Source organism: Nocardioides salsibiostraticola (assembly GCF_054783655.1).
On the sequence record NZ_BAAGQD010000025.1, the window covers coordinates 36231 to 48834 of the forward strand.

The following is a 12604-nucleotide window of genomic DNA, read 5'->3' on the forward strand; positions in this document are numbered from 1 at the left end:
ACGCCCGTCCCTGCATTCCGGAACCAGAAGTTTTTGAAAACAGTTCCGTCCGGAACTAGGGGGGTGCCAGATTGACCTCACTCTGTGCTGTCCCGTGCTCTCATTTCCGAAGGACCACCCCCATGTCCGATCAGTACTACTTCCTGGGTGCCCGCCGCTTTGCGGTGCGTGCAGCACTTGTCGCCGTCGCCGCGCTCGTCCTCGGCCTCCTCGCTGCCAATCCGGCCTCAGCCGCTCGAGGGCTGGCGACGATTTCTGGAGAGGTCACGCTTCCCGAGGGTGCCTCGAGGTACCAGGACGGGCAGATCCGGCTGCGGGACACCCAGACCGGGGAGGTGGTGGCGAAGGCCTCGTTGCGCAGGGGCTCGAACTACACCTTCCGTGGTGTGCAGGCTGGCAGCTACCGGGTGACGTTCAACCGGATCAGCGGGCAGGCCTACGCGGCGGCTCAGTACTTCGACGGAGTAGCGGAGCACGAAGGCAGCGATGCAGCGACCCCTGTGGTGGTTCGCCCGGGTGAGGATCGCCTCGACGTCAACGCTGCATTGGTGGTCGGGGGCTCAGTGGTCGGCCGTCTCGTGGACTCCGACGGCCTGCCGATGGCCGGATGTCTGGCTCAGGCCCTGAGCCCGGACCGGACGCTCATCACCCGTTCAGACCGCACGAACAAGGAGGGCTACTTCTCGATCGGGGGTCTTTCCACCGGCGCCTACACCGTGCGCATCGCAGGAGGGACCGGCGGCTGCCGGTTCGGCACCCAGCACCTCGTCGCAGACGGAACGCCCCTGTCCCTCGAGCGCGACGACGCGGTGCCGGTCGACGTCACCATCGGGGAGGCGACCACCTTGACCTCCGACGTCGTCTACGCCACAGGTTCGGCCATCCGCGGCATGGTGTCGGTCCCCGAGGGGCACGGCGACTCGCGCGCCGGCGCCGTGGTGGTGCGTGACTTCGAGACTGGTGAGTTGGCCAGGCGCGTCCGGGTCAAGCGTTCAGGTGAGTACGCCGTGCGCGGACTCACTGAGGGCAGCTACCGGGTGACGTTCAACCGGATCAGCGGGTTCTCCTCGCTGGCTGCTCAGTTCTACCGGGACTCCGTCGAGAGCAACGGTCGCGGCGGGGCTACCCCGGTGACGGTCGGGGACCGCAGTGTCACCGGCATCGACGCCAGCCTTGCTACGGGTGGATCGATCTCGGGACGGCTCGTCGACGCGCAGGGCGGCAAAGTCCGTTACTGCCAGGTCCAGGCGCTGGACCCGCGGACGGTGCGTCGTACTCGTCCCGGCGCCAGCGGGCGGCAGCACCTCGTCACGCGTAGCGAATACGTTCAGCGCGACGGCACCTTCACCGTCGGCGGTCTGTCGACCGGTGCATACGTGCTCAAGGTCTCCGGCCGGCGCGGCGCCTGCCGTGAAGCTCGGTTCCTCGCCGACGACGGCACCCTCAAGACCGGGCCCGTCAGCGCTAGTCACATCGACGTCGTGCTGGGTGAGGACACCGAGGTCGGCGACGTGGAGTCGCCCGTCCAGTCCTCCGGGATCACCGGAACGCTCCCCACTCGGCTGTCCTACGACGAACGTGTGGTGGTCATCCGCGACGCGGCCACGGGGGCGCGCGTTCGCACCGCTCGCGCCAACTATCGCAGCGGTTACTACTCGGCCCGTGGTCTGGCGGCCGGTACCTACCGGGTCACGTTCAACCGACTCAGCGGGTACTCCCGCTACGCAGCCGAGTTCTTCGATGGCGTACCCGAGTCCGGTGGCCGGGGCGAGGCGAATCTGATCGAACTCGGTGAGCTGGAGGTGCGCAGCGGCGTCGACGCCACGCTGGCCCCGGGTGGTTCTGTCTCCGGGCGGCTCGTGAGCCCGGGCGGAAGCCCGTTGAGTCGCTGCTTCGTCCAAGCCGTCGACCCCCGCACCGTCGGCATCCGCAACCCAGGACACTCGGGCACACAGCATCTCGTCACGAGGATGGGGCGAACCAACTCTCGAGGCGAGTTCAGCATCGACGGACTCTCGACTGGCAACTACTTGGTGCGACTCACCCCCGGAGGGGGCTGTCGCAACGGCATTCAGTACTTCGCGGGAAGCGACCAGGTTGCGGTCGCCCCTGGGGCGGCGGGAGCAAGCCCGGTGGCGGTGCGACTGGGTGAGGAGACAGCCATCGGTGACATGTTGGCCAAGGCCGGCTCGACGCTGGCCGGGCGGATCCACAACTCACGGTCGAGCACGCGAGTGGTGGTGCGCGATGCCGCGACCGGTCAGGTCGTCCGGTCCAAGGCGGTGCGTCCACGCCGGGTCGCCAGCTACTCGTTCGGTGCTCTGCTTCCCGGGTCCTACCGGGTGACGTTCAACCGGGTCAGCGGGCAGTCCCGCAGCGCAGCCCAGTTCTACGACCGGGTCGCCGAGCAGGACGGTCGTGGCGCCGCGGACCTGGTGACGATCGGAGAGGATGAGCCCACGGTGGGCATCGACGCCTTCCTGGTCACCGGTGGAGTGCTCCGCGGGCGATTGGTCGATGAGTCCGGTGAGGGAATTCGATGCACGGTGCAGGCGGTCGATCCTCGGACCGCGGCCGCCGCTCACCCCGGCAACACCGGGCGGCAGCACCTCGTGACCCGCACCGGGACGAGCCGGGCGCATGGTGGCTTCACGATCAGGGGACTCAGCGAGGGGACCTACGCGGTCCGCGTCGTGCCGAGTCGCCAGTGCCGCAACGGCATCGGGTACGCGACCGGCGACGGACAATCCACCGACAAGGACCCCGCGCAGGCCGTTCCCTCTCAGGCGGTGCTCGGCTCCACGGTGAAGGTCGGCACGCTGGTTTATCCACGTGGTGGCGGCATCGCCGGCCAGATCGACCTGCCCGCTGGCGGGATCGGCAGTGACCTGCGGGTCATCGTTCGCGATGCCGAGGGCCGCTTCGTCGGCGCCGAACAGGCGGCCAACGACGGAAGCTACTCCGTTCGCGGACTGGGTGCTGGCTCTTATCGGGTGACCTTCAACCGCGTCAGCGGTGTGGCGTACTCGGCTCCTCAGATCTACGACGGAACCGGTGAGGGTGCCGGCGCCGACGGCGCGACCCGAGTCGTCATCGACGCCGACGGAGACCTCGTGCGCGACATTGACGCCACGCTCGTCGAAGGTGGCCGGATCACCGGGAAGCTCGTCTATCAGAGCGGTCGGTTGGCCAAGCGATGCGAGGTGCAGGCGTTCACCCGCAGCGACCGACTGGTCACCCGAACCGATCGGGTCAACCAGACGGGTCGTTTCTTCATCCGGGGCCTCTCCACCGGCAACTACCGTCTGCGCGTCATCGACTGCGCGGCCGGAGCCCAGTTCTACACCGGTGAAGAGGACGGCAGCCTCTCGAAGGTGCCCTCTGATCAGGCCCTCATCCCGGTCGTGGTCGGTCAACCGACCAGTGTGGAGACCCTGACCTACGACGAAGTGGGCATCGACTCGATCTCCAACGTCACCCGCCCATCGATCACCGGGCGCGCACAGGTCGGGTCGACCATGACCACCGACGGTGGTGGCTGGAACCCCCAGGACGTGGATCTCGCCTTCCAATGGCGTCGCGACGGCAGCCCTATCGCCGGGGCGACCAACGCGTCGTACGACGTCCTGGCCGCCGACCGCGGAACGAAGCTGTCCGTGAGGGTCGTCGCATCGGCCCCGGGTTTCCGGGACGGGGCCGAGACCTCGGCGGAATCTGCCGTGATCGGCAGTCCCGCGATCGCCAACGTGGTTGCCCCGACGGTGTCGGGCGCCCCGGAGGTGGGCCAGGTGCTCACCGCAACCAATGGCACCTGGGACCCGGCCGACGTGACGTTGACGTTCCAATGGCTTGCGGGTGGAGCGCCAGTGGTTGAGGCCACCTCGGCGACGTACACGCTGGTGCGCTCCGATCTGGGTAAGCGGATGTCGGTGCGAGTCACCGCTGCGAAGGATGGCTTCGACCCGGCTGCGAAGACCTCTGCGGAGACGGAAGCCGTCGCGGACACCACCGCACCAGATACGGCGATCACGTCCGGTCCGGACCAGGGTTCTGTTGTCCGGGAGAGTTCGGTGGTCTTCGCGTTCACCGGTTCACCGAGCGGAGACAGCGATCGATTCGAGTGTCGGGTCGATGCCGCGGCGTTCAGTGCGTGCACCAGTCCGACGAGGTTGACCGGATTGAGCGACGGTCTGCATGCCTTCGAGGTCCGCGCAGTCGACGCGGTGGGCAACGCCGACACCACGCCGGCAGCCCGGTCGTTCACGGTGGACACTCGGCCCGTCGTCCAGCCGCCGTCAGCCGCATGCACCCAAGCCGAGGCCGATTCGGCTGCCGCCCTGGGTCAGGTGTCGTCGGTCTCGAAGAAGCTGAAGGCTGCGAAGAAGCAGCAGTCGAAGGCAAAGAAGGCGGTGAAGAAGGCCAAGAAGTCCGAAGCCAGCTCGGCGAAGAAGGCCAAACAGGTCAAGAAGGCCAAGGCGAAGGTCAAGAAGGCGAAGGCCAAGGTCAAGAAGGTGATCAAGTCGCTGAAGTCTGCCGTCGCCTCCTTCAAGGACGCGCAGAACCGGGTCGACCAGAACTGCTGACCCGTTAGTCCTCTGAGTCGAGCGTCGACGAGCAACTAGCGTCGGCGCTCGGCTTCCGTGGTCGGGCCCGATCCCTACAGCAGGTCACGAAGCCGGTCGGCGAGCGAGTCTTTGACCGCCTGAGTGATGGCGGCCTCGATCTGTCGGTTGAGGTCGCCCTGATCATCGAGGTTGGCCAACACGCTCCGCAGATCCAGATCGTCGATGGCGCGGATCAGGACGTCGTCGGTCTTCAAAGCCGCGTCGATGAACGAGTCCGGCAGCGCACGGATCGCGGCCTCGAGGAACCGGTTGAGATCGGCGTTGTCGAGCGACTCCTCCACCAGTTCCGAGGCCGGAGGCAGTGAGCCGTCGGCCTCCATCTCCCGCACGGCGTCGGCCAACCCCTGACGTAGCGCGTCGATCTCATCGTCGGTTCGATCGGTGGATCGGGCGAGGTCCAGGGTGAGTGCTTCGCGGTTGACCCCCAGCAGGCAGGCAGCGTTGTCGATGCCCAGGAGCACGAGTCGCTCGGTGAGCCCATCAATGCCCTGGGAGCGCGAGACCACGACACGCTCCGCGCAGGGGTCTGCCGGGCGGAGTGGCTCGAAGGTCCCGCCACCGTTGGCGAGCTGCAGCGTCAGGACTCCGCCGACCAGGACCAGCGCGAGCGCGGGCAAACCCGCGGCACGAGAGCGGCTGCTCACGACGTCTCCCTGCGGCGGCGTGGGATGACAGTCATCAGGGCGAGCAGTGCCAGCCCAGCACCGATGAGGAAGGAGTCGCGGAAAGCGAAGGTGGCTGCTCGCTCGAACTGCTCGTCGAGGTCGCGCTCGAGTTCGGCCGCTACGGAACGCTCGTTCGGGGCGAGGTCCAACGTAGCGAACGCCCGGGACAGATCCGGGATCTGACCCTGCTGGGCTGACAGTTCCCGGCCGAGCGCCTCGGCAACGGCGATCTTGTCCTGGGCCTCCAGGGGTGCGTCGAGGACCAAAGCGGTGATCGCCTCCTCGGCGGGCCGCTGGGCGTCCTGCAGGTCGGCGGTGAACACGGGAGTCAGGAGGGCCAGGCCCACCACGACGCCCACGTGACGGGCGCTGATGGTCCACGCCGCGTGCTCGGATCGGGGTAGGCGCATCCGCATGGCCTGCGACGCGAGCCGGTCGACCGTGAGGCCCAGGCCGAACCCCACCAGCGCCTGCGGGCCGATGGTCCAGGCGAGGTGAGCGGACGGGAGGATCGCCAGACCGACCAGCCCGCCAGCGATCAGGAAGCAGCCCACCGCGACCTCGAGGTCGGCCGGGGCCCGCAGGAGGCGGGCCAGCGGGCGGGAGGCGAGCGCCGCGAGCGGTACGACGGACACCGTCACGGCGGCGGCTGCGGGCGACCGGCTCCAGCCCTGGACCAACAGGAGGACCAGCAAGAACAGGGCTGCGGTCAGCGCAGCCGACAGCAGGGCGAGGGTCAGGTTGGCCCGGAACGCCGGGCGATGACGATCACGCGCGAGGCCGGTCGCGTGCACGGCGCCCAGGGTCAGCGCCGCCGGCACCGCCAGCGCGGCGAACGGCACCTGCACCACGAAGATGGCCTGCCACGAGATTGCTTGGGTGAGCAGGCCTCCGGCGACCGGGCCGACCGCCGTACCGACCACCCCAGCGGCGACCCAGGCCCCGACACCGCGGCGCTCGCCCCACTGATCGACCATCAGCTCCAACGAACCGACCAGAGCCAGGGCGCCCCCGAGGGCCTGGATGCACCGGGCCGCGATCAGCACGTCGATCGATCCGGCCACGGCACACCATGCGGAGGCTGCGGCGAACACAGCGATTCCGATCGCGCTCACGACCCGTGGCTGAACCCGAGCGAGCCCGATGGCTGCGGGTACGACGACGACCCCCAGCACGAGGTTGTAGGAGATGAGCACCCACGCGACCTGAGCGACGGAGGCGTCGAGCTCGACCAGGATGTCGGGCAACGCGAGCGTCACCACCGCCGAATCGGCCAGGACCAGCGCCACCGTCACAGCGAGTAGGGGGGCCACGAGACGACGCACCCGTTCATTCTCACAGCAGGATGCACGGCGTACGCGCCAGACTGTCCCCATGCCCGACGACGACTCACAGCACGGCAAGGCCCACAACGAGGTCGAGGTGCTGCGGTACGCCGCGTTCACCGACCACGGCGGCGGGAATCCGGCGGGGGTCGTGCTCGACGCCACCGGACTCGACGACGCCCAGCGCCTCGCGATCGCGGCGGGGGTGGGCTACTCAGAGACGTCGTTCGTGGACGAGGAAGGCCCCGAGGGGCACTTCCGGTTGCGCTTCTTCAGCCCGCTTGGCGAGGTGTCCTTCTGCGGCCACGCCACGGTGGCGACCTCGGTCGCGTTGGCCGAACGGCGCGGTCCCGGACGGTTGTCCTTCGACACGCGCTCGGGGCAGATCGAGGTCGAGACCCGCTCCGAGGACGGTGGGTACGCCGCCACGTTGACCAGTGTGCCGACCAGCACCAGGGCGGCCTCGCCCGACGAACTCGCCGCCACGCTCGCCGCCTTGGGATGGGTGCCGGAGGACCTCGATCCTCGCTACCCGCCGCATGTGGCCTACGCCGGCAACGAGCACCTCATCCTCGCGGTGCGGTCCCGCTCACGGTTGTCGCGACTGGACTACGACTACGACCAACTGGCCGCCCTGATGGCCGAGCGCGGGTGGACGACGCTGCAACTGGTCCACGCCGAGACGCCTCTGTCCTTCTCCTCGCGCAACCCGTTTCCGCCCGGCGGGGTCGTCGAGGACCCCGCGACGGGTGCCGCGGCCGCCGCTTTGGGTGGCTACCTCCGAGCGCTACAACTCGTGGATCTACCCGCCCGGATCACGATCCTGCAGGGGCAGGACATGGGGAGCCCCAGTCGGTTGGTCGTCGACCTGACCGGCGATGATGACCGGGTGAGGGTCAGCGGCGCGGCGAGCGAGATCGGGTGAGCAAGCCAGCGCCGACCAACGTGTCGCTCCTCGAGCGCAGGCGACCTTCGTGACCGAGTCCGAAGTGAAACCATCTCGTGCTTGAGGCGTTGTTGCTGGGCCTCGCCGTCTTCGTACTGGCGGGTGCCGCCCAAGCCGTGGTTGGCTTCGGGTCGGCCATGGTGGCGGTGCCCCTCCTGGCCCTGACGCTGGATCCGGCTTCGGCAGTCGTATCGGCCGGGTTGGTCGCGATCGGGCTGACGGGTTGGGCGGCACTGCGTGAGCGGGAGTTCGTACGCCGAGATGCGGTCCGCACCATGACGGTCTCCGCGATGCTCGGACTTCCTCTCGGCCTCGTCGCGCTGGTGGGCCTGTCCGACCGAGGGTTGAGCCTCGTGCTGGCTGCCGTCCTGGCTGCGGCCCTGATCCTGATCGGGGCGCGGGTGTCCCTGCCCGAGGGCAGATCGAGCAGCCGAGCCGCTGGCTTCGTCAGCGGCGTCTGCCTTTCCTCGACCGGCATCAACGGTCCTGCGCTCGTGGTGGGTCTCCAGGCGCTTCGGCTGACGCCGAGGGAGTTTCGCGGCACGCTGCAGGCCGCCTTCTTCTTCCAGGCCGTTGTCGGTTCCCTCGCGTTCGTCGCGTTGGGGCAGGTCACGACGGTGGCTCTCACCGTTGCCGCGAGCGGCGTCCTGGGGTCCGTGGCGGGCTGGCGGATCGGGGATCTCATCTTTCATCGGCTGAACGCGGACACGTTTCGCCAGGTCCTTCTCCTCGGGTTGTCCGTGATCACCGGGGTCGTTCTCCTACGAGCTGCGACGGGGTGATCCCGGAGAGAGCCAGACCTCACCCCTGGGGGCGTGGCGCCTAGTTCGTTGATGGTAGAGATTGTTCGTACGAAACTTAAACACTCTGTTTAGTTTGACCGTACGAAAGGCCCCACCATGACCGCTGTCCTGTTCGGATCCATCAGCACCCTCGCCGACACCTCCGAGGTGCAGCGCACCGCCTTCAACGAGGCGTTCGCCGAGCACGGCCTGGACTGGCATTGGGATCGCGAGGAGTACGCCGCCCTGCTGGAGACCTCCGGTGGCAAGAACCGCCTGGCGGAGTACGCGAAGTCCCGCGGCGAGGACGTCGACGTCGAGGCCATCCACACCACCAAGTCGCAGCGCTTTCAGACCCTGCTCGCCGAGGGCGTCGACCCCCGCCCCGGTGTCATCGACACACTGAACGCCGCAAAGGCCGCCGGACTCCAGATCGGCTTCGTCACCACGACGTCGACCGACAACGTGGAGGCGCTCCTCTCGGCCCTGCGCGCCGGGCACGACCTGCCTGCCTTCGATGTCGTCCTGGACTCCGGTCAGGTCGACCAGCCCAAGCCGGACCCCACGTCGTACGAGAAGGCGCTGGCCGAACTCGGACTCGAAGCCTCCGACTGCGTGGCCATCGAGGACAACGTGGACGGGCTCCGTGCGGCCATCGCGGCGGGGATCCGCTGCGTGTCCTTCCCGAACTCCAACACCGCCGACCACATCTTCGAAGGCGCCGCTGCCCAGATGGAATCGCTGGACCTGGACGTGCTTCGCGCCGTTCTCGCCTGACCCCAACATCCCCATCACCATCCCCAGACGCAATCCCGAGTGAGGAATCCGAGCATGTCCAGCGTGAGTGCCCAACTGACCGCCACCGACGCAGCATTTCGCGTCGAGGGCCACGAGAAGATCGACTTCGAACTGGTCTACGCCCAAGGCATCTTCGGAACGGAGAACCCCCAACTCGCTGACGCCTACCGCCCCTACGGCCGGTGTCTGATGGTGGTCGACGAGATGGTCCACGACCTCTACGGCCAGCAGATCGAGGCCTACTTCACCCACCACGACCTGGACCTGACCGTGCACCGCGTCCGCATCGGGGAGAAGGCCAAGACCCTGACCAGCGTCGAGAGCATCGTGGACGCGTTCGCGGACTTCGGCCTCCTGCGCAAGGAGCCGGTGCTCGTCGTGGGTGGTGGACTCACCACCGACGTCGCCGGGTTCGCCTGCGCGTCCTACCGCCGCAGCACGCCCTACTACCGCATCCCCACGACCCTGATCGGCCTCATCGACGCCAGCGTCTCGATCAAGGTCGGGGTCAACCACGGCCGCTACAAGAACCGTCTCGGCGCCTACCACGCCTCCACGAAGGTGTTCCTCGACTTCTCCCTGCTCGCGACGCTGCCCATCGACCAGGTGCGCAACGGGATGGCCGAGCTCATCAAGATCGCCGTCGTCGCGAACGACGACATCTTCAACGACCTCGAGAAGTACGGTGAAGAACTGTTGCGCACCCGCTTCGGTCACCGGTCCGACGGTGACGAAGACGGCTCAGGCGGCGCCGACGACCAGTTGGTCGAGGTCGCCGATCGGATCACCTACAACGCGATCAAGACCATGCTCACCCTCGAGGTGCCCAACCTCCACGAGCTCGACCTCGATCGGGTCATCGCTTACGGCCACACCTGGAGCCCCACCCTGGAGCTGGCTCCGGACGTCCCCTACTTCCACGGGCACGCCATCAACGTGGACATGGCGTTCTCCGCGACCGTCGCCGAACGGCGCGGCCTGATCACGGCGGTTGAGCGCGACCGGATCCTCGGCCTGATGAGCAGCATCGGTCTGACTCTGGACAGCCCCTTCCTCACCCCCGAACTGGTCCGCAGCGCGACCGAGTCGATCAAGCAGACCCGCGACGGGCTGCTCCGCGCGGCACTGCCGAGCCCGATCGGCACCTGCGTTTTCGTCAGCGACCTGTCAGCCGACGAACTCGATGAACTCCTGGTCACACACCGGGAGCTCGTCCGGGCCTATCCCCGCGGCGGTGACGGCGTCGACATGTTCACGCCGAGCATGTCGCTGGCCCAAGCTGGATGAGGGGCTGGATGAGGGGCTGGATGAGGGGGGCTGGATGACAGAGGAGATGAGCGCGGGGGTGGCTCTGCGACCGGTCACGCCCCTGGGGATCCTGACTCAGCAATTGGAGCGTCTGCGCTCACGCCTTCACTTCGAGCGGGTGGATGCGGAGGTGCTCGTCGAACTCGACGAAGCGCTCGCACTGGCCCAGGGCCTCGATCCGTACGTCGCCCGCAGCACCACTGCGGAGTCCGCCGAGTTGGAGGCACTAGCTCGGCGTACCGCAGAGGCGACGTGGGGGAGCGGGGGTCTGGAGGCGGAGATGCTTTCGGGGCATGTGGAGGGACAACTCCTCAAGATGCTCGTCCACGCCACCAGGGCCAGTCAGGTTCTCGAGATCGGCATGTTCACCGGGTACGCCGCCCTGGCCATGGCCGAGGCCCTTCCCGGGGACGGCACGGTGGTCACGTGTGAGATCGACGCCGAGGTCGCTCGGAACGCTCAGGAATCCTTCGCCACGAGCCCGGTCGGAGGGCGCATCGACGTGCGTGTAGGTCCAGCCATCGACACCCTGGTCACCCTGGCCGCCGAGGGGCGGACCTTCGACTTCGTGTTCATCGACGCCGACAAGGCCGGCTACGTCGACTACCTCCATGTCCTACTGGCCCGCGGGCTGTTGAGCCCGAACGCCCTGATCGCGGTGGACAACACCCTCATGCAGGGGGAGGCCTACCTGTCCGGCGAGCGCTCAGCGAACGGGGCCGCGATCGCGCACTTCAACGAAGTGGTTGCCGGAGACCCACGCGTGGAACAGGTGATCGTGCCGCTGCGTGACGGAGTGACGCTCATCAGGCAGGTCCACCGGTGAGCCTCGCCGGACGGGGCCGGACCCTGGGTGCCCTGAGCCTGCTGGCCGCTGCTCTTCCGGTGAACCTAGCTGTCACCGGCGCGGTCGCCGTGCGCGGAGCGGTCCTGCGCTGCCGCCGAACCGAACCGCTGCCCGGGCCGCGGCGTACGGTCTTGGTCACCGGCGGCAAGATGACCAAGGCCCTCATCCTCTGTCGCGCGTTCCATGCCGCCGGTCACCGCGTGGTTCTCGTCGAGTCCGACCGCTACCGACTGACCGGCCACCGGTTCTCGCGGGCGGTCGACGTGTTTCGCACCATTCCCCAGGCCAGCATGGGCGTCGAGGAGGAGTACACGGAGGCCCTGCGCCGCATCGTCATCGACGAGGGCGTCGACGTCTTCGTACCGGTCTGCAGCCCGGCCTCCAGCGTCCCGGACGCACGGGCCAAGAAGACCCTCGAGCAGTACTGCCAGGTGCTGCACCCCGACGCCGACCAGGTCGAGCGGGTCGACGACAAGTACGCCTTCGCACGTTCCGCTGAGGCCGTGGGGTTGTCGGTGCCGGATACACATCTCATCACCGACCCCGGCCAGGTTCACGCCTTCGACTTCACCACCCCCGAGCGACGAGGTCGCACCTATGTCCTGAAGAGCATCGCCTACGACCCGGTGCATCGGCTCGATCTCACTCGCCTACCGATGGACGACCCGGACGACCTCGGTGCCTGGCTGAGCGGGAAACCGATCAGCGCCGACAACCCCTGGATCCTGCAGGAGTACGTCACGGGTCGGGAGTTCTGCACCCACGGCACCGCGCGTGACGGGCGCCTATCGGTCTACCTGTGCTGTGACTCCTCGGCCTTCCAGGTCAACTACGACATGGTCGACAAGCCAGAGATCCACGAGTGGGTCCAGCGGTACGTTGCGGCGTACGGGCTGACCGGGCAACTCTCCTTCGACTTCATCGAACGATCCGACGGGTCGGTTCTGGCCATCGAGTGCAACCCCCGAACGCACTCCGCCATCACCCTGCTCGACGGTCACCCCGACCTCGCCGACGCCTACCTGGGCGATGCATCGATCGATCGGCCCGCCCCTCGCACCCGGGCGACGTACTGGATCTACCACGAGGTCTGGCGGATGCTTTCGGACCCGCGACGGATCTGGGAGATCAGGCGAGGTCTGCACGCCGGACGCGACGCGATCCTCAGCCCGGGCGACCCCCTGCCCTTCCTGCTCGTCCATCACCTTCAGATCCCAGCCCTGCTCCTGCGCAGTCTGCGACACGACGAGGACTGGCTGCGGATCGATTTCAACATCGGCAAACTCGTCACCGCAGGAGGGGACTGAC

General features: G+C 67.8%; 9 protein-coding genes. 7 read left to right on the forward strand and 2 right to left on the reverse strand.

Going from position 1 to position 12604, the window contains the following annotated elements:
• Positions 1-122 precede the first annotated feature (122 nt).
• A complete protein-coding gene (locus tag ACYVLV_RS12455; protein ID WP_460810369.1) occupies positions 123-4583 on the forward strand; it encodes a hypothetical protein in 4461 nt (1486 codons plus the stop codon).
• A gap of 74 nt (positions 4584-4657) precedes the next feature.
• On the opposite strand, the gene ACYVLV_RS12460 is transcribed toward ACYVLV_RS12455, so the two are convergent.
• Both ACYVLV_RS12460 and ACYVLV_RS12465 read right to left on the reverse strand, forming a co-directional pair.
• Positions 4658-5269: a hypothetical protein gene (locus ACYVLV_RS12460; protein ID WP_460810370.1), complete on the reverse strand. Its 612-nt coding sequence runs from the start codon at positions 5267-5269 to the stop codon at positions 4658-4660.
• Positions 5266-6615 carry an MFS transporter gene (locus ACYVLV_RS12465; RefSeq protein WP_460810371.1) on the reverse strand — a complete coding sequence of 450 codons (1350 nt, stop codon included), beginning with the start codon at positions 6613-6615 and terminating at the stop codon, positions 5266-5268. Before ACYVLV_RS12465 ends, ACYVLV_RS12460 begins: the two co-directional genes overlap by 4 nt.
• A 49-nt stretch (positions 6616-6664) precedes the next feature.
• Between ACYVLV_RS12465 and ACYVLV_RS12470 the strand changes: the two genes are divergently transcribed.
• The 6 genes from ACYVLV_RS12470 to ACYVLV_RS12495 all read left to right on the forward strand — a co-directional run bounded on the left by ACYVLV_RS12470 (position 6665) and on the right by ACYVLV_RS12495 (position 12603).
• The gene (locus ACYVLV_RS12470; protein ID WP_460810373.1) at positions 6665-7540 is read left to right on the forward strand and encodes a PhzF family phenazine biosynthesis protein; all 876 of its coding nucleotides are present in this window, start codon (positions 6665-6667) and stop codon (positions 7538-7540) included.
• Between the two features lie 77 nt (positions 7541-7617).
• Positions 7618-8343 (forward strand): sulfite exporter TauE/SafE family protein, encoded by a 726-nt coding sequence (locus ACYVLV_RS12475; protein ID WP_460810374.1) that lies wholly within the window; start codon positions 7618-7620, stop codon positions 8341-8343.
• 117 nt (positions 8344-8460) lie between these two features.
• Complete coding sequence (locus tag ACYVLV_RS12480) at positions 8461-9120, forward strand: HAD-IA family hydrolase (protein WP_460810375.1); 660 nt, start codon at positions 8461-8463, stop codon at positions 9118-9120.
• Between the two features lie 54 nt (positions 9121-9174).
• Positions 9175-10428, forward strand: coding sequence for a sedoheptulose 7-phosphate cyclase (locus ACYVLV_RS12485; protein WP_460810376.1), 1254 nt, complete (start codon positions 9175-9177; stop codon positions 10426-10428).
• A gap of 34 nt (positions 10429-10462) precedes the next feature.
• The gene (locus ACYVLV_RS12490; protein ID WP_460810377.1) at positions 10463-11275 is read left to right on the forward strand and encodes an O-methyltransferase; all 813 of its coding nucleotides are present in this window, start codon (positions 10463-10465) and stop codon (positions 11273-11275) included.
• Positions 11272-12603: an ATP-grasp domain-containing protein gene (locus tag ACYVLV_RS12495; protein ID WP_460810379.1), complete on the forward strand. Its 1332-nt coding sequence runs from the start codon at positions 11272-11274 to the stop codon at positions 12601-12603. Before ACYVLV_RS12490 ends, ACYVLV_RS12495 begins: the two co-directional genes overlap by 4 nt.
• Position 12604 lies beyond the last annotated feature (1 nt).

Excerpts from the sequence above, each read along its gene's own strand:
- ACYVLV_RS12470 (WP_460810373.1), top strand. The coding sequence starts at position 6,665 with ATGCCCGACGACGACTCACAGCACGGCAAGGCCCACAACGAGGTCGAG.
- ACYVLV_RS12455 (WP_460810369.1), top strand. The coding sequence starts at position 123 with ATGTCCGATCAGTACTACTTCCTGGGTGCCCGCCGCTTTGCGGTGCGT.
- ACYVLV_RS12485 (WP_460810376.1), top strand. The coding sequence starts at position 9,175 with ATGTCCAGCGTGAGTGCCCAACTGACCGCCACCGACGCAGCATTTCGC.
- ACYVLV_RS12490 (WP_460810377.1), top strand. The coding sequence starts at position 10,463 with ATGACAGAGGAGATGAGCGCGGGGGTGGCTCTGCGACCGGTCACGCCC.
- ACYVLV_RS12480 (WP_460810375.1), top strand. The coding sequence starts at position 8,461 with ATGACCGCTGTCCTGTTCGGATCCATCAGCACCCTCGCCGACACCTCC.